The following is a 17,151-nucleotide window of genomic DNA, read 5'->3' as shown; positions in this document are numbered from 1 at the left end:
TCCGACCCGATGCTCATCGACCCCGCACGGGTTTCAGTTTCGGCGGGTGCGCCCCCGTTCTCGCCGGCGACAACCGACTCGATCCCTGCTTGAGCCATTCCTCCGCGAACGTCTCCCGCTTGCGCACGTGCTGGGCCAGATCGCGCGTCAGCCGGGTGAAGCCTCCGACGAGCGTCTGGGCGTCGAGATAGGTCAGGTCGTCACCCAGGTCCGCGTCCAGCTCCATGAGCGCGATCATCATTATGGTCATGAGCTTGTTGTCGATGCACCGCAGGGCGAATTCGGCACTTCCGAACGAGAGGGTGGCAAGGATCGCGATCGGGTCGCTGTCCGTCGCCTCGGCGAAGTCCACGATGCGCTCGTAGGTGATGCGGCCGGTTCCGGCCTCGAGATGTTCATAGGATCGCGGCGCCATGCCCATCGCCCGGGCGACCTCCGCGGCCCGCATGCGCCGACGCTTCCGGATCGCCCGGAAGGTGGCCGCGATCGGACTGGGAGCCTCGCGCTCGATCAGGCCGCTCCTTGGACGACGTCGGTCGATGGCCCCGGCACGGGATCGCGCTGAGAGGATCGTCCGGTGATTGCCATCAGCGATCGTCCGTCGGCCGCAACGTCCCGTCGCCGAGCAGCGCGTTGACCGCAGTCACGAACCCGCCGGGATCGTCCACCGAGAATTCGCCACTCAGCGGCTGTTCACGGTCGGCATCCGCTCCGATGGCGATCGGCTTCCGGGAGTATCGGTTCATCTCGGCCACCGCCGTCGTCAACGGCGTGCCCTTGAACGACAGCCTGCCGTCGAGCCAGGCCGCGCCGGCGGCGGACCACGGCAGCTCGTGGACCCCGCCGCCGTCGAGCACCTCGATCGCCTCACCCGGCCGCATCGTCGTCAGCGTGGAGCCCCGGCGACGCACGACCACGGCCCCGTCGAGAAGCGCGACGCGAACCCTGTCGGCGAGCCGTCGCACGTCGAAGCGGGTGCCCACCGCCTCCACCGTCAGCCCGTCGCCCGCGTCGACGACGAGGGGACGCGTCGGATCGTGATGCACGCTCAGGAACACCTGCCCCCGTTCAAGCACGACGTTCCGCCGCCGGGTCTCGAACCTGGTCGTCACGACGCTATCCGCGTCGAGCCTGATGCGAGTGCCATCCTCGAGGTTTATCGCCGAGCGCTCGCCCCGAGCCGTCCTGTACGTCGGGTCGGCGCTGAGGAAATGGAACCCCGCCAGGCAGCACGTCGCGACGCCGAGCGCGAGCACGCCGAGCTTCACGGCACCGAGGCCGAACCTACGCCCACCCGACGCGCGAGCGCCGCCCCGCGCCTTCCGCACCGCGTCTATGATGTCCGGATCGTTCTCGAGCGCGGCGGAGCGGCTCCAGAAGCGGTCGACGGCCTCGTAGGCCGCCGCGTTCGCCGGATCGCGCCGCCAACGGGCGAAGTCGGCGAGCTCGCCGGTGGTCACCGATCGCGTCTGCAGCCGCGAGAACCAGGAAGCGGCCTCCTCCTTCGCAGTGTCGTCAGGTTCGACCATCGGGACCCCGTCTCAGAGCTCGAATCGTTCAAGGCAGATCGAAACGCACTTCTTGATGCGCCATTCGACGGTCTTGGTCGAGATGCCAAGGTGCGCGGCTATCTCGGCATGGGTCATCGGCGTGAACCTCGCCAGGAGGAAGGTCTCGCGCAGGTTCGCGGGCAGATCGAGGATGGCCCGCTTCATCTCGTATATCGCCTCCTGGTCCGCCGCCGCGCCGAAGGCGGACGCGGAGTCGTGCTCGATCACGTCGAGCGGGACGTGACGATCCTGCCTCCTGGCGACATTGCGCCTGAAGCCGTCCGCGCTGAGGTTGGCGGCGATCCTCATCAACAGGGCCTTGGGATGTCGACCCCGATCCGCGACACTGTACCGCGAGAGCCGTATGAAGCTCTCCTGCACGATGTCCTCCACGTCGCGTCGGGCCAGTCCGAACCGGCTCGCGAGCGTCCGTGCGAGCCACGGAGCGAACGTCCGGTACCGCAGGTCGAGATCCTCGTCAGCGGGCGCTCCCAAGGGCAGTCCCCTCATCGCCGTTCTCCATGCATCGGTCGTCGCGTGGAGCACAGGTTCGGGAGGGCACCGGCGCGCAATGAGCGGACCACCACCATCGGTACGGCATGCGCCGCCCGTCAGCTCCGTTACAAAGGTTTCCACACCCCTCCGCCGGCCGGCGCCGTCGGAAGCACCAACCTGATACAACCTGCCGGTTCGCGCAAGTGGGAGTGGGGTCGGGTGTTGGAAACCTTTGTGGAGGTCCGCTACTTGCCGATGGTCCCGCGTCATCGTCCGCAGGGACCCCAGACAGACGGACCATCACCTATATCGCGGCACCCGACCCCACGTGGATACCGCAGGGGCACGCGTTCCACAATCTACCGCCTCAGGGGTCCAGGCGGAGCCGGGCGAGACAAACCTCCTCCACGAGATCGCGCAGCACAGATACGCGTGCGGACAACCATTCCAACTCCACCGCCGTCACACGGAAGTGCGGCGAGTAGCGCGCCTCGACGTAGGCCCTGCGCAGGAGTTCGAACGCCCTCTTATCCTGCCGCGTCTCGCGCGGCCACGCCTCGATGAGAGTCGGCGCGAGTCGCTCCGCCTGGGATCGCAGCATGTTCAGCTTGTGCGACTTGGGGCTGTAGAGGGTAAGGACGAGAAGAACGCAGTGGTAGAGGCGTTCAGCGGCCTGATGGAACTGGAAGGCGGCCTCCTTCGGCGCGTTGTCCCCCACCAGGAAGTCACCGGCGCGGATGAACTTGACCGCGCTTGGAAACCACTCCTGGAAATGGATCAGCGCCTCCGCCCGGGCCTGCTCCTCCGACAGCGGCTCGGCACCATCCAGTGGATGACCGGGAGCCTCGTACAGCGCGATCCCATCCCGCACAATGTTGAGGAAGAACGGACGCCCGCGCCTCAGCTGGCGGTTGAGGTCGCTCAGGCCGTGCACGATGAAGTTGACCGGCGTCGCGATGCTACCCGAGATAGTTGTCTCGCGAACGAGCCTGTCCTCCGCGAGGCTCCAGTACTCCACCATGTCCGCGAGCTGATCGTTGTTCACGACGACGAGCAGATCGTAGTCGGAGAAGTATCCACCCACGGGATCGGCCACCCAATCGCCCCGGGCGTAGGAGCCGTACAGGATCAACTTGAGGATGCGTCCGTTCTTCCGGAACTCGGCCTTGCGACCGGAGAGCGCGTCGTCGAACTCCGCGAATAGAATGCGGACGATCTTCGCCAGCTCCTGCCGCTTGGCCTGTGGCAGGTGATCGGTGTCCACGCGCATCGGACGGCTGCGTAGCATCATAATCCGCACCTTGCATCCCGTTCCGAGGAACGCGCCGGGCAGGATGGAACCCTAAGGGAAAGGAGTGGAACGTGTCAGCAGCGCGTCTTCGGGACGGAAGCGGCACGCCAGGTTCGGCATCGGCCCGGCACGCGGAATCCTCATCCGCCGCGTCGGCACGGCGCCAGCATGCTACATGCGACAATGCCTGGCGTACTCGGCGACATCGGCGAAACCCAGGAGCTGCGCCAACGCCAGCTTCGCGGCCTCGGGCGGATCCGGATCATCTATGTCCAGCTTCCGCGGAACCGGCCCCACGCCTCTTTCGAACCGCGACAGGGTGGCGATGCTGACGCCCGCCGCCGCCGCCGCGTCGCGCAGCGGGATCCGCCGCTCGCGCCGTCTGTCGCGGGTACGGGCCGACTGGGTCGGCAGGCCAACGGGGCTCCACTCGGGCCAGGTCGGAACCAGCTCGCCCGGCTCGAGATCAAGAGCCGCCTGGAGACGGAACACCACGTCCGCGGTGGGGCGCCGTCGTCCGGCTTCCAAGCGCGAGATCGTCTCGCGCCGAACCCCACAGGCGCGTGCGAGCCGGCCTTGCGTCCAACCTCGCGCGCTCCTCGCCGATGCCAGCGTCACCCCGAAGTCATCCGGGATCATCTCGGAACGGAAGGTCAGGGCCATCTTGGATCGGAAGGTAGCGATGCCTTCGGACCACGACAAGCGGATCCGTGGCTCATCAGGATGTCGGAAGCAGCCCCGGTCGGCCGCAAGGATCCGCTTCCAGCCCGCTGGGCGGTAGATGCACGGGTTCATACCGGCTTCCGGCGACGGCGGTCTCGCCGTCGCCGGACGGACTTTCACGACCGGACGTACCCGGCCGCTCGCCGCGCGTCGGCCCGGCAGCGCTCCGCCATCGAGGAGACCGAACGCCGCCGGCGCGACGATCACGCCCCTTCGACCGCCGGCTTCGGCCAGCCGACACGGAACACCTTCCGCAAGCTCGACAGCCCACCTCGAAGCCGACCGCGTTGAACGCCGTCGGATCACGAACCGTCGCGCCGTGCAGCGGTTGCCTACTCAGCCGCCCTCCGCGCGGTACGGCTCCAGGAAGGAGGTCAGCAGTTCCAGCAAAGCCATCGGCGCCTCCTCCGGCACGAAGTGACCGCAATCCGGAATGACCACGCAGCGAAGGTCGTCGGCGACACGGGTCAGCTGCTCCTCGACGGCTCCCGCACAAGCCAGCTCGCCGGCGAAGCCGAGCACCGGCATCGTCAGCCTGGTCTTCATCCGCTCGCGATTGGCAGGGATGTCGTCGTCGATCGCACGGTAGTAGTCGAAGCTCGCGCGCAGCGTCCGCCGGTCACGCCTTATCAGCTCGATGTAGAACTCACGGATCTTAGCAGGGATCGGATTGGGAACGGGTATCTTGGTGAACTGGTAGTCGAAGAAAATCTCCTCACGCCCGGCCACCAGCGCCTCGGTCACCTCCCGCACCCGGCAGAAGTTGTTGTGCCAGAGGAAGTCGTTCATCGGCCGTTCGTCGGGGATGAGCGGTGGTGACACGGCGAGGCCCGGTATGATCGCCTCTCCGAGGGCGATCCGCGCGATCCGCCGAGGCTGATCCGCCGCCATGGCGTATCCGACCCACATCCCGCAGTCGTGGCCGACCATGGCGAACCGATCATGCCCGAGCGCCGTCATCAGCTCGAAGAGGTCTTGGCCGATAGTGCCCTTGTCGTATCCGCCGTCGAGCTTGTCCGAGATGCCGAGCCCGCGTGGATCCGGCACGACCAGCGTGAAGCGCTCGGAGAGCGGAAGCATCACGTCACGCCAGATGTACCAGTTCTGCGGCCAGCCGCCGAGAAGGAGCAACGGTGGCCCTTCGCCGCCGACCACGGCGTGCAGGGATATGTCCCCCACGGGCACCTGGTAGCTCTCGAACCTGTCGTCGAAGCCCGATGGCAGCGCGGGGACGCCATGGACGGACCCGAACCCGGTGAGGATCGGATAGGCGGGACGGGACATGCGAAACTCCATATGTAGTGATCGCTAAACACTAGGCGCTTGCCTTTCCGCGTCAAGAGGAGTTTAGCGATCGCTATGGAAAAGAGCAGCCGTCGTTCCTCCGGACCGCGCACCTTCGACCGGAACCAGGCCGTCGCAACGGCGATGCGCCTCTTCCGTATCCACGGCTACAAAGGCGTTTCGGTTGCGGACCTGTGCGGCGCGATCGGCATCGCGCCGCCGAGCCTGTACGCGGCGTTCGGCAGCAAGGCGGGCATCTACCGCGAGGCGCTCGACCTCTACGCCGGGCTGCCTGGTGCATTGGACGGCATGGAGGGCGCCGGGTCGCTGGAGGCGGCGGTGGGGGGTCTGCTGGAAGCCGCCATCGATGCCGTGACGAGCGAGGAACGCGGGTGCATGATCTCGACGGGTCTCGTCGAGGGCGCCGTCGAACAGCAGCAGCTGGTCCGCGAACTCGCCGATCGCCGCCGGGCTCTGCGGGATCGCATTGCCGACGCATTGTGCACGTGGTTGGCGACCGACGAGGCCAGGAGGCTCGCGACCTACCTGTCCGCGGTCCAGCAGGGCATCTCGGTGCAGGCCCGCGATGGGGCGACCGCGACGGAACTCCGCGGGATTGCGGAAGACGTCGTGGCGGGCATCGCGGCACGGCGCGGCGCATCCGCGTCGCAGCGTAGCTCGCCGTCCAACGAATAGCCGGATCCGGAACGCCTGAACGCTGAACGATCCCCGAGTTCGTGCGGCCGGATGCCGCCTGACGCCGCGGTGGAGCTTCGGCGGCTCCGGGACCATGGTTCCTCGTCCAAAACCACGGAGCTTTCGACGTGATGGCGGCCATCACCGCCGCGTTCAGCGGGAACGTCACCGCCGCCTACCATCCCAGACGCCGGCCATGGGCGGCGAAGGGGATGATCGATCGATTTCCGCGCCAGGCAGACGTCGTGCGGTCTGACGAAGATCGACCCACGACCGCAAGATAGCGTTCGAGCAGGCGATCCTCGCTGGCGGCTGTCGTCGTCGCCAAGTGCGACAATCATCGCGCAACGCCATGACAGTGTCACCGTCACCCGCCCCTGACGTGGAAAGGCAAAGATGGACGGCGACCATCGGACATGGCCGTCATGGTATCGCCAGCCGACGGCGCGTTCCGGAGCATCGGGCTTCGTTCGGCGGGCGCGCATGCATCGCGAAAACCAAGCCTTCAGCCGCCTCCGCGCGGCGAAGTGTCGGAGCCCGCCGACCCTTTCGGCGAGGTCGCTATGCAATTTCCAACGACGATCCTAAGAGCAGCGGGGCTGGACCGCTCCTCAAACACGGAGCCGTTCCAATGAAGACCTTCAAGCCCTTCGATCTCGACGATGCGCCGGAACACGTCCGGCAGGGCTGCGCCGCCTTCGACTCCGCGTTGGCGACGCGCACCACCCGCGAGTGGCCGAAGGTCGTGAAGGCGACGATCGCTGAGATCCATGGCGACGTCGACTATGTCGTCGAAATCGCGCCGGCGGTCGAGATGCTCTTCACCTGGGAAACCGCACACGCAGGAGACCACTTCTGGGACGACGCCGCCGACGCAGCCATGCGGGCCGCCGAGGTTTCGCACACGTTGAAGGGACCATACCGGGAGTTCGTCGATCATGCGCGGAAGCTGATCGGCGACGCCGAAGCGGACGGGTGCGCGATCGACTTGGTTGGTGTGGCGATCGCCGAGCCGATGCGGTGGTGGCAGCAGGATCGTCCGATGTACCTGGCGACGTTGACCGGACTCAAGGAGAACCTGCGACCCGGCCCCTGTTGGATCACCGCGGAGACCGTCACGGAATGGGACGAACGCCTCCTTTGCCTGATCGGGCACCAACGGCGACTGGCCGCGTCCCTCGAGACTTTCGCAAGTATAGGCGCAGATGCGACCATCGATGCCATCGCGCTCCGGCTGATCCTGGACGAGCCCGAACCCGATGGGATCATGCTGACGCTGCGCGACGTCGTACGGCTCAAGGTCGCGGCGGGACGGACGCTGACGTGGGAGGGTGGCCATATCACCTCGAGCGGAGCCGATCCGTCCATGTCGATTCACTGGTCCGGGGAACGGCTATGGCTTCCCGAAGCGTCCATCCCGGAGTCGGCATGCGCGGCCCTCTACGGTCGTCCGGCCAGCGATCTCGTCGCATGCACCGCCATCCCGGACGGCGTCCGCCTCCTGGAGGTCGTGAACGAAGGCGACGGCGACGCGACGTGGGTGGAGGCGCGACTATCGCCCCCCCGCTGCTACCTCGATCTCGGTTCGGGTAGGCACTGGCCGGTCGCCGAAGGATCGTCCCGGTGAGCCGCGCGATCGTCATGGGCCTCGCGCCGAGCGGCGAACATCGGTTCGATCCTATCGGAAGCGCGGCAAGCGCGGAGAGGTCTTCCGAGAGCCGGAGCGGGACCACGGTCGCGGCTCGCGCCGTCTCGCCGCCTTTCCTTTTTCGCCGACGATCCGAACGGCATCGGTGCGACGCCGACAGGTGCTTCAGCGAAAAGTCATGGGATATAAGCGGCTTTATACCACTGCATTTTTTGCTGAAAGTCGATTGGGCTGCTTTGCCGTTCGATCCGGCCTTTTACGTCGCGGCGGCCCGATGAGACCTGCCGTCGCTCGCATCGTGCAGATGCACAATCCCGGACCTGCCGAGGAGAAGACCCTGGCCGCGCTCGGCCCCCATGCCGCGCTGCCGGGGTTCTACTACGTCATAGACGCCGAAAGCCAGGAGATACATCAGGCGACGTTCTTCCACCTCTATTCGCGTCATGCCCGCGACGGAGCCGTCCGGGATGACGACGACGTACCCTCCTTCGCGTCCAACCGTGCCGCCGCCTACGAACTGGTCGAATGGCTGCGTTTCCTCGCCCACGTAAAGCACGGATGGAAGACCGCCAACAACGACCTGTTCGCGCTGTACGCCAATCTCCTCGCCAGCAACCTGAGCTACCAGACCGGCAGGAAGCGTCAAGCCGGATCGATCGCCCACAAGCTGACCACCGTCTACAACTTCTACCATTGGACGAACGCCGCCGGACTGACGAGCATCAAATGGGACACGGCGTCCATCCGCAGCCAGTACGCGCGCGCCGGGCGCGAACGCCGCGAGGCGTGTGACGACGAGATTAGGCCATTCTCCGCGGAGGAGATGCGCAAGCTGCTGGCCGAACTGGGCCCCGTGCCCTCGCAAAGACCCGCGAACAGCCTACGACCCTGCCGCAATCGCCTGCTCTTCGAAACCGGTCTGATGACCGGGATGCGGGGCGAGGAGATCTGCAACGTCAAGGCCAAGGTCATTTTAGCCCTCAGAGCCGATGCGGATCATCCCGATGGTACCGTGCCGCTGAAGATCACGGTGACGAAACGGCGCAAGCATCGATACATCGCTCTGCCCAACAGCCTGATCCTGGAGTTGCAAGAATACATCCGGAACGAGCGCGCGGAAGCCATGAAGGTTCGGATCGAACGGGGCCTCAGGGACGAAGGCACGCTCTTCGTGAACGCCGCCGACCACAAGTTCGCCGGGGCGAAGCTCACCACTCAGAGTATCCACAAGCTGACGCATTCTCTCATGCTCCGGCTTGGGTTCTCCGAGCCCGGCCGGCGCCTCAAAGATGGCGTCGAGGTCGAATACGATCATACCCTCCACTCCTTCCATGACACGCGCCACTCGTATGCCGTCAACCTCTACATCTCCCAGAAACGTGCCGGCGATCCCAAGCCATGGGAGACGGTCCAGAAGATGCTCGGTCACGAGACCTGGCTGACGACCGAGAAGTACTACACCCGCTCCGTCGGCGTCTTCGAGCCGGCATTGGGTGTGACGCTTGCCCGTTATTGGGAACAGGAGGACCATCGATGAACGACATGACCCCGGGCGAGCGGGCCTTCGCCGACATGGCCGCGCGCGGCATGGACGCCGCGGCCCTCCTGGCCAGCATGCGGGCCGAACCGCAGCAGCAGGCGGGCGGCAGCGTGCTCGTCACCAGCTACGATGACGCGGGCGAGCCGGTCCAGGTCCCCGTGACGATGCTCGAGTTCGTGCCCAACCTTCGAACCGCCCTCGCCCTCGCCTTCGGCTGGAGGGCGAAGGCGATGAAGGCTAAATCCTTTGAAGCGTGCCTGGGGTGCATAAGGCCCTTCATCGAATTCCTCGATAGCCGCGGGCTGAACGCCGTCAAGCCGCGGCATATCGATGACGACCTGCTGAACGACTACCGTGATTGGCTCGACGACTTCGAAAAGACGCCGCCCATTCGCAAGAGGAAGACCGTTAGCGTCTACCCCGCGCATTCGTGCGGCAAGCTGAAGGTCGACACCAAGCGCCGGTACATGAGCGAGCTGCTCACCGTCCTGCGCCATCTGCGGGTCGATCCCGTCTGGTGGTTCGAGATATCTCCCCGGCTCGACCTGATCCGCTCGAACGATTGGAACGGTGTGGTCAACGACCGCCGTCCTGTCGACATCCTCACGCGACCGCAGCTGAAGATGCTGGTCCGGATCTGCCGGGAGGAGGTGATCGCGACGACCGCGCGGCTGAAGCTCGCGTGGGCGGTGATGGACGATGCCGACCCAGCTGCATCGACGGACTTGGCGGATCGCGAAATCCTCCTGGAGGTTCAAGCCCTGCACCGGATCTTCGGGGGCCTTCCGCCCAAGCAGCAGAACCTGTCGAAGGCGCTGAACGACCATGATCCGAAACCACTCCCGCGGCTGAGACGGCTGGATTCGCGGTCATACAACGCGGCCATAGCGACCATCTATCCGACGGGCCGCCTGCTCATGCCGTTCATCCTGCTGTTCGCCATCTACTACCGGTACAACCGCTCGGTCGTCACGACCCTCAAGCCGTCCGACTTCAGCGTGCAACCCTCGATCGCGGGCGGGACTAGGCTGCTGGGCAAGCCGTTCAAGAACCGAGCCGGCAAGACCCAGTACGCCTCGTGGCCGGTCAACAACGAGCCGGACAATCCTTCGGAGATGATGAAGACGCTCGAACGGTGGACAGGATCGTTGCGTCCGCTGGGGCCGTCCGATCACCGCAACCACATCTTTCTCGCGAGGGCGGCGGGCCCATCGGCGAGGAGCATGGCGGCGCAGGAGGGCTTCAACCTGGCCTTCATCAAGTTCCTCGAGGACAACTCGGCGAAGTTGAAGAGGCGGTTCCTGTTCCGGGCTATCCGCCCCAGCGTCATAAACCTCGTCCATCACCTGTTCGACGGTGATCTCCTGGCGACATCCGAGGCCGGGCAGCATGGCGTGGACGTCATGATGAACCACTACCTCTTCGATGGGGCGAGGAAGGCGAATGCCGAAGCTCTGGTCGGTCCCATGCACCTCCGGGAGGCATGGAGGCGCAGCTCGGGCAAGGTCGATGGCCGGGAGGACAAGCGTCGTGGCGACGTCTCGGCGGCGACGCCTGGATTCACGTGTCGGGATCGCTACGCCAGCACCATGGCGGGTCAGAAGCCAGGGAGGCTCTGCACCGCCTACGGCATGTGCCCGAACTGCCGGCTTGGCGGGATCGACGTCTCCGTTCCAGAGAATTACGCGCTGATGCTCAAGCTGCGCGACGCGATGATCCGATCGCGACCGCGCATGCCGGTGGAAACCTGGCTCAGCCGCTGGTCGCCCGTCCTCGACCGACTCAACTTGGTCACGATCCGCAGCTTTACAGAAGAGGTCCGCGCCGTCGCGCAGCTCGACATACCTCCCCTGCCAACAATGGAATGAGGAGACGCATCATGAAGACAGAAGAGATCGTGAAGCTCGAACGCAAGAGCGGCGTCCATGCGCAGGATGCGAGCCAGGATGGCTGGGTCTCCTCCTCCAGCAAGTGGACGGACAGCATGTGGAAGCTGGACTCCCCTACCGCCCGGATGAGGGACTCGGACTGCACCATCGTCTGGGATGACGACATCCCCGCCTGCGTAACCGCATGCCTCAAGGTGCTCGCCTGGTCGATGCTCGTGAAGCGGCCGACCGGGAAGCCGATGGCGCTCAGCAACTTCTCCCGCCTCGGTCAGAAGCTGAAATACCTCGGACGCTGGATGGCATGGCGCAATCACGCCGACTTCGGCACCATCACCCGCACCGCCGTCCAGGTCTACCGCAAGGATCTGGTCGACCAGCTCGCCACCGACGACGATGGCAAGCCGCGGGAGGTCGACGTCGAGACCGGCACCGTTGCGGGCTACCTGCTCCTACTGCAGTACATCTACGAACAGGGCCCCCAGCTCACGCGTCGAGGCGTTCGGGCCATTCCGATCGCGCCTTTCGAGGGCTCGTCGGCCTGGGAGACCGCCAGCAGCATTGTACCGGAAATCGAGGGCTTCACCCCGGCCCTTCCGGACGAGGTCGTGCTTCCCATCGTTCATCAGGCCCATAGCTGGCTGGGAACGCCAGCCCGGGACATACTTCGCATGCAGGCCATCTGCATCGAGGAACGGGAGCGCGGCCGCTCGGACCTGGCGACGACCCGCACCATCAGGAAGCGGCTCGAGGAGTTCGAGTTCGGGTCGATCGAACCGGGAGGACCCGCGTGGCACCCGCCGTTCCGTGACTACCTACTGGCATACACGGATCGGCCGGACGACACACGGTCCAATACGACGGAGTACTACGGGTTGGATCTCGTCCGGCGCCTGATCAGCAACCTGTGCGCGGCATGCGTCATCGTCGTGCGGTATCAGTCAGGCGTACGCCACGGAGAGATCTTCAGCTTCAAACCAGGCGTCGGGGACGATGGTCTGCCGGTCTGCGTCAAGATCGAGGGATCGCTCACCGGCGCATACGACATGTTCTTCGTGGAGGGCGTCATCACAAAGGGCTGGGATCATCCCACCGACACCCGATGGCTGCTCGCCGGCCGCCTCTCGGGTGACCCGGAACTGCCGGATGCGGTCCGCGCCCTCGTCATCCTCTCCGAATTGGGTCGACCCTGGCGTGAATGGGCGATGGACGAGGTGGCGAGCGGATCACTGCTGATCCAGATCGGCACGAAGGGGCTGCCGCGTTCTCCCGGACTGATCCGCCCCCTCAGTTCCGAACAGCTCGCCGAAATGATGAAGGATTTCATCGAGGACCGCGTCGATCTCTCCATGCTGGACGCCGCCGACGAGCGACTGGCCGAATACGTCCGAACGCGGGGGCGTTCCGTGCAGAGCAGACAATGGCGCAAGACCTGGGCCAACTGGATGATAAGGGTAGACAAGCGTCTGCTCCCGGCGATCTCGCAGCAGTTCCACCATCAGTCCATCATCATGACCGAGGAGGGATACATCGGAAAGGACGCCATGCAGCTGGGCCTCGTCGAAAGCGCCGCCATGTCGAGAGCGGTGTCCTTCATGCGCCGCGCCATCGACGGCGATAAGCATGTCGGCGGAGCGATGCGAAAGGCCGTGCAGGAGGATCTCGGCGATCTCCGCCACCAACTTGCCGGCATCTCGGGCGCCGAACGCAACGCCGGTATCGAGACATGGCTCGTCAGACGCGACGTCCGTCCGTGGTTCTCTCCGCACGGCATATGCTTCGTGGGTCTGACGCCGACCCGTTCGCGCTGCCACGAGGCCGCCGGCACGACGGATTGGCTCGCCAGTGCCCCCGCCTTCGCCCACCGCACGCCACGGATGTGCTCGGGTTGCGCCGCTTTCGCCATCGACGAGGATGACCTGCCGTTCTGGATCGAACGCTATCTCGAAAACCGCGCGATCTGGGACGACGCCGTCAGCCGTCATATGGAGGACACGTACGTGGTCGCCGAAGAGCGCTGGAAGCAATCGGTGGCGGTGCTGCAGTCGCTCGGCGTCGACATCGCCACCTTGAAGGCGGAGATGGCCGATGCCCCGCGTCGTTGACCACGATCAGCGGATCGCCCGGCGCATCGACGCCGCAGTCGAGGCCATCCAGCGCAACGAGCCCACCGACCCGGCGCTCGTGACGAAGGCCGCCAAAGGGATCCTCAAGCTGAACTTCGCCTCGGTGCAGGCGGAAAGCGGCGTCAAACGGCATCTCTTCGACAAGCCGCGCAGCATATACGCTGCGCAGTATGAACTGATAAGCACGTCCATGGCGGCCAAGGGTAAGGTCGAGCCGCTAGCCCTCCAGCTCGCCGAGTGCCGCCGCAAGCTGGCCCGTTCGGAGAAACGCCTCGAGTCCGCACAGACCTACAACGCCCATCTGCTCACCTTGGCGCACCAATTCGAACTCGAAGTCGCGCGGCTCAGGGAGCAGGTCGCGACGCTGCTGGATCAAGGTCCGGATGAGCCGATCGTCGGCTCCGGCCGGCTCATCGGTCTGCCGACCCCGGAGCGTCGGCGCATCGGCCCCGGGCAGGGGCGGCGCAAGGCGAGATAGGACGACCGGACGCGGTCCGGGATCGATGCGCCAACCCGTCCTTGCGCCGTCGATGAAGCCGATTTGGCCTCCGCAGGCGTCGCGTGGTGCGCCGACATGCGTTCCCGCGCAGGAGCCAGACGGTCCCATGGCGAACGGCGCCGGACATCACCCGATCGCGGGGGGCTCAGATCGAAGGAGTCGGGACGTGACGCCATCCCAGCTCTTCTATGATCAGGAGCGCCTCCCGATCCACCACCCCCGCCAGACGTACCGACGTGGCGGCATCGATCACCGGATGCCCGCCTAGCAACCGAACGATCGCCCTCGCGGTCGACGGGTCCGCGAACCAGCGTTGCCCGGTCGCCAGATGACACCACGAACCCGACACCAGGCTGACCTCCAACGCCATGGCGAGTGCCGGCCGCCGATCCAGATCGCCGCCGCAGGAAGCGATCAGGTCACGGCCGAGATCGACGGTCGAACGGGGTGTCGGCGTCGCTTCCCTCCCGGGTTCGTCAAGGAACACGAGACTTTCGCTTCCGACTTCGACACGTCCCCTGCACCATAGGTTCGCAAGAGCCGCGTCCACGCGCATCCATACGCCGTCCTCGGGATCCGCGACGGCCCATAGCGCCGTGGCGCGAACCTCGCGACCGTCGATCGTACGGCACCGCAGCGCCGTGTCCCACCCGGAAGTATCGCCTATGAGCTCGCTCGATCCGACGATCAACGTCCTGAACCCGGACCTGTCCATCTCTCCGCCCAGTCGCCCCTCGTTGGCGAGCAACTGCGCCGCATGCCTCAGCGAACCGGAAGCGCCCAGCGCGTAGGTTCTCGCCGTCGGACTTCCCGCCGCGATCGCCAGATCGACGCAAAGTGCCGCCGCCTCGTAGGCCCTCTCGAACACATCATGCCCATGACGGTTCGCGGCCGGACGGGCGGTGACCGGAGCCGGTCTCCGCCCCGTCTGCCTCTCCAACCCCGGCGAGCGGGCCGCGGTCGAACACATATCAGTTTCGAGTGATGGAAATGTGGACATGGTGGTACATCCCGAAGCCGGGGATCAGTCCCTAAGGGCCATGGATGGAATATGGTCGGCCCTTCAAACAGTTCAAGCTTTCCTGAACTATTACTTGCCAAATCGTCGAGCGGCGTCATCTCGACCTGCGTGTCGCACGTCGCGCGTCCGGTCTTCAGACCGCATGCGACCTACCCGTGGATGCCGACCGGCGGCGATGGCGTGAACGGACGAGGACGATGCGGACCGCTCGATGGGCGCGCCGTTGCACGAGGTTTCATGCCGCATGAGGTGCACTACTGGCCGTGCCCGTGCGGCTTGGCGACATCAGCGGGCGCGGCATTCCGATTGGATGACACGTGGCCGATGGCGGCACGCGCGTCGGCGACGACGCTGCGGACGGCGGTGCGAAGGTCGCTCGGAAGTTCCGATGCGATCTCGGTGACGGCATCCTCGGCCCTAGCCAGCATGATCCCAGCGCGTCTGGCTATGGTGGAATGGGTGGCGTAGTCGTTCACGGCGGCGTTCCATAGCATGCCGCCTATCAGGCTTGTCGCCGCGAGGATGAGGTTCCGGACGGACATGATTCCCCGCCGCTCCGCCTTGCCGCCGACGAAGCCGCCCCGTTCCCCGGCGTCTAGCAGCGCTTCCAGTCTCGCCGCGTCTCCGCTGGCGATCAGATCCGCCGCGACCGCCGCCGCGACCGCCGCGCGTGCCGATCCCGAGTTGGCACGGGTGGCGAGGAACCTGCCGGCGTCGTCGTCGAGATCCCTGACGGTCGGAAAGCGGCGCAACCACGGTGCAAGAACCGTGAGAACGTCCTGAAGCGGCCGCCTCGATGACGGATCGAGGGCATCAACCATTGATTTCGGATCATGCCGTGCTGCATCGTCCATCTCCGCGAAGGAGCCTAGCTCCAGAGCGGACGCGTAGAGGGAACCCAGAACCGCCGACACCTCCGAGCCCGGCCGGTCCAGAAGAAGGGCGAGCCTTTCGCACAGGGGTGCCAGTTCCTGCCATTCCGCCTGATTACCAAGACGGAACGCGATCGGTCGCAGCGTTTCCAGCTTACGGCGTACTGCCTCCTGGAGTTGCAGCGAGATGTCGGTGGACCCCACCTCGGTGTCCGCGAGCTCGCCTATCGCGGGGTCTATGACGAGACATTCCGCCTCGGGGCGAAACATCTCCCCCGAAGGCACCTGCCGGGCGCCTTTCAGGATCGCCAGGGGAGCCGCGGCGGCCAGGGCGGTCTCGAAGTCTTCCGGTGGCCAACCCGGAACCGTCGCGCCGAGCATTAGGTCCATGGCCCCGAGAGCGGCCTTGATCTCCCCCAGCCGCTTGGATCCCAGACCGGGAAGGTCGAGGAGTTCGACCTCCGTTCGCTGCACGAGATCACCAAGGAACATCATGTTCTCGTTGTGGAGAATGCGATACGTACCCGACGAGATCGCAAGATCGCCGATCCTCGTCATCAGAAGAGGATTCAGCATCGTGCTGCCGTCGCCGACGTCGATCAACGCGCCACGTCGCACCGCATCCTCCTCCAGCAGATGCCGACTGAAGGTTGCCGCTCCGGCCGATACCCGGCGTGCCACGGCCTCGATGCTGAGGTGCGACCACTCACCGTCCGTGCCTGTCATATCGACGTTCAGAACCACGGAACGCGGCACAGCTGACACGTGCCCGTACGACATCACGACTGCCCGGGTCCGTGCGGGCGCAGCCTCGACCACCTTGCGCCAATCCGGAAGCGACGGCTCGTGATCCTCCTCATCAACGATCACGATGAGCCAGTCGGGTGGGCCGAGGTCGCTGGAGGGATAGGGGGTGCGAGCGTCGATCGAGACGAAGGCTGGAGAGGGCCCATCGGTCAACGCCGTCACCCTCTCACGCATGATGGCCGCTGGCGACCGACGGGCGGTCAAGGTGTCGTACACCGCGATGATCTGCTGGGGATCGCTCATCGCAGGCATGGTAGCTCCGCAGGAAGCGACCACCAAGCACCTGGCCGACGCTTACATCCGCGCTCGTCAAGCGCGACGCCTATCACCGGATCTGACGCGAAGGCGGCAAGGCATGGCAATCAGAATCTCGCCACGGCCCGTCTTGAACAAACACGTATCAGCTATCGAAAATCGCATTGGGACTACAACCAAGCGTTGCCACCCGCGTACCCGACGGCACTTCGCGTCCTGGGATCGGATAACTGGGGGCAACCGGAGAGGCCGCTAGCACCGGTGCCGCCCGTTCTGGAGAAGATCGACGATGCCCATCGGGCGCTGGAGGTCTGTCGATCCCACCGCCACGGGGAAGGTTTGTGAAGGGCCTGCATCCTCATCCCAACGCCATCAATGCTTATCCACCGGATTCCCGCGATCGGGGGATGGAAGCGATGCGCTTCAGATCAAACTCGCGCTCATCCTGCCGAAGCCAA

14 protein-coding genes are annotated in these 17,151 nt (G+C 65.5%); 6 read left to right on the top strand and 8 right to left on the bottom strand.

The genetic code is table 11. From position 1 onward, the window contains the following. Positions 1-13: 13 nt before the first annotated feature. The 6 genes from HD841_RS04710 to HD841_RS04685 form a co-directional block, all read right to left on the bottom strand. Positions 14-487, bottom strand: a complete 474-nt coding sequence (locus HD841_RS04710; RefSeq protein ID WP_373562954.1) for a helix-turn-helix domain-containing protein — start codon at positions 485-487, stop codon at positions 14-16. A 100-nt stretch (positions 488-587) separates the two neighbouring features. Continuing rightward, the gene (locus HD841_RS04705; RefSeq protein ID WP_179507685.1) at positions 588-1,529 is read right to left on the bottom strand and encodes a FecR family protein; all 942 of its coding nucleotides are present in this window, start codon (positions 1,527-1,529) and stop codon (positions 588-590) included. A gap of 12 nt (positions 1,530-1,541) precedes the next feature. Further along, a complete protein-coding gene (locus HD841_RS04700) occupies positions 1,542-2,060 on the bottom strand; it encodes an RNA polymerase sigma factor (RefSeq protein WP_179507684.1) in 519 nt (172 codons plus the stop codon). Positions 2,061-2,412: 352 nt separating this feature from the next. Then, the gene (locus HD841_RS04695) at positions 2,413-3,336 is read right to left on the bottom strand and encodes a HEPN domain-containing protein (RefSeq protein WP_257015226.1); all 924 of its coding nucleotides are present in this window, start codon (positions 3,334-3,336) and stop codon (positions 2,413-2,415) included. 171 nt (positions 3,337-3,507) lie between these two features. After that, positions 3,508-4,266: a helix-turn-helix domain-containing protein gene (locus HD841_RS20970; RefSeq protein WP_179507683.1), complete on the bottom strand. Its 759-nt coding sequence runs from the start codon at positions 4,264-4,266 to the stop codon at positions 3,508-3,510. A gap of 129 nt (positions 4,267-4,395) precedes the next feature. Beyond that, positions 4,396-5,343 carry an alpha/beta fold hydrolase gene (locus HD841_RS04685; protein WP_179507682.1) on the bottom strand — a complete coding sequence of 316 codons (948 nt, stop codon included), beginning with the start codon at positions 5,341-5,343 and terminating at the stop codon, positions 4,396-4,398. A 75-nt stretch (positions 5,344-5,418) separates the two neighbouring features. Here HD841_RS04685 and HD841_RS04680 point away from each other — a divergent pair, with 75 nt between their 5' ends. The 6 genes from HD841_RS04680 (at position 5,419) to HD841_RS04655 (ending at position 13,717) form a co-directional block, all read left to right on the top strand. Beyond that, positions 5,419-6,039 carry a TetR/AcrR family transcriptional regulator gene (locus HD841_RS04680; protein ID WP_179507681.1) on the top strand — a complete coding sequence of 207 codons (621 nt, stop codon included), beginning with the start codon at positions 5,419-5,421 and terminating at the stop codon, positions 6,037-6,039. A gap of 631 nt (positions 6,040-6,670) precedes the next feature. Next, complete coding sequence (locus HD841_RS04675) at positions 6,671-7,666, top strand: hypothetical protein (RefSeq protein WP_179507680.1); 996 nt, start codon at positions 6,671-6,673, stop codon at positions 7,664-7,666. A gap of 199 nt (positions 7,667-7,865) precedes the next feature. Then, positions 7,866-9,224 (top strand): tyrosine-type recombinase/integrase, encoded by a 1,359-nt coding sequence (locus HD841_RS04670; RefSeq protein WP_179507679.1) that lies wholly within the window; start codon positions 7,866-7,868, stop codon positions 9,222-9,224. Further along, the gene (locus tag HD841_RS04665) at positions 9,221-11,095 is read left to right on the top strand and encodes a hypothetical protein (protein ID WP_179507678.1); all 1,875 of its coding nucleotides are present in this window, start codon (positions 9,221-9,223) and stop codon (positions 11,093-11,095) included. The genes HD841_RS04670 and HD841_RS04665 overlap by 4 nt, the downstream gene beginning before the upstream one ends. A gap of 11 nt (positions 11,096-11,106) precedes the next feature. Beyond that, positions 11,107-13,218: a hypothetical protein gene (locus HD841_RS04660; RefSeq protein WP_179507677.1), complete on the top strand. Its 2,112-nt coding sequence runs from the start codon at positions 11,107-11,109 to the stop codon at positions 13,216-13,218. Then, complete coding sequence (locus tag HD841_RS04655) at positions 13,202-13,717, top strand: hypothetical protein (protein WP_179507676.1); 516 nt, start codon at positions 13,202-13,204, stop codon at positions 13,715-13,717. Before HD841_RS04660 ends, HD841_RS04655 begins: the two co-directional genes overlap by 17 nt. A 166-nt stretch (positions 13,718-13,883) precedes the next feature. Here the strand turns inward: HD841_RS04655 and HD841_RS04650 are convergent, their stop codons facing one another. After that, the gene (locus HD841_RS04650; protein WP_179507675.1) at positions 13,884-14,606 is read right to left on the bottom strand and encodes a hypothetical protein; all 723 of its coding nucleotides are present in this window, start codon (positions 14,604-14,606) and stop codon (positions 13,884-13,886) included. Positions 14,607-15,013: 407 nt separating this feature from the next. Continuing rightward, a complete protein-coding gene (locus HD841_RS04645; protein ID WP_179507674.1) occupies positions 15,014-16,681 on the bottom strand; it encodes a DNA-directed RNA polymerase subunit alpha C-terminal domain-containing protein in 1,668 nt (555 codons plus the stop codon). Positions 16,682-17,151 lie beyond the last annotated feature (470 nt).

Origin of the sequence: Sphingomonas melonis (assembly GCF_013409985.1) — a bacterium.
Lineage (GTDB): Bacteria > Pseudomonadota > Alphaproteobacteria > Sphingomonadales > Sphingomonadaceae > Sphingomonas > Sphingomonas melonis_A.
Note: the sequence above shows the minus strand (reverse complement) of the source record. Positions and strands in the feature narration are given on the sequence as shown.

What these genes read in the sequence shown, in the direction of transcription:
- HD841_RS04705 (WP_179507685.1), bottom strand. Translation starts at nt 1,529, where the DNA reads ATGGTCGAACCTGACGACACTGCGAAGGAGGAGGCCGCTTCCTGGTTC.
- HD841_RS04700 (WP_179507684.1), bottom strand. Translation starts at nt 2,060, where the DNA reads ATGAGGGGACTGCCCTTGGGAGCGCCCGCTGACGAGGATCTCGACCTG.
- HD841_RS04695 (WP_257015226.1), bottom strand. Translation starts at nt 3,336, where the DNA reads ATGATGCTACGCAGCCGTCCGATGCGCGTGGACACCGATCACCTGCCA.
- HD841_RS04685 (WP_179507682.1), bottom strand. Translation starts at nt 5,343, where the DNA reads ATGTCCCGTCCCGCCTATCCGATCCTCACCGGGTTCGGGTCCGTCCAT.
- HD841_RS04680 (WP_179507681.1), top strand. Translation starts at nt 5,419, where the DNA reads ATGGAAAAGAGCAGCCGTCGTTCCTCCGGACCGCGCACCTTCGACCGG.
- HD841_RS04675 (WP_179507680.1), top strand. Translation starts at nt 6,671, where the DNA reads ATGAAGACCTTCAAGCCCTTCGATCTCGACGATGCGCCGGAACACGTC.
- HD841_RS04670 (WP_179507679.1), top strand. Translation starts at nt 7,866, where the DNA reads ATGGGATATAAGCGGCTTTATACCACTGCATTTTTTGCTGAAAGTCGA.
- HD841_RS04665 (WP_179507678.1), top strand. Translation starts at nt 9,221, where the DNA reads ATGAACGACATGACCCCGGGCGAGCGGGCCTTCGCCGACATGGCCGCG.
- HD841_RS04660 (WP_179507677.1), top strand. Translation starts at nt 11,107, where the DNA reads ATGAAGACAGAAGAGATCGTGAAGCTCGAACGCAAGAGCGGCGTCCAT.
- HD841_RS04655 (WP_179507676.1), top strand. Translation starts at nt 13,202, where the DNA reads ATGCCCCGCGTCGTTGACCACGATCAGCGGATCGCCCGGCGCATCGAC.
- HD841_RS04645 (WP_179507674.1), bottom strand. Translation starts at nt 16,681, where the DNA reads ATGAGCGATCCCCAGCAGATCATCGCGGTGTACGACACCTTGACCGCC.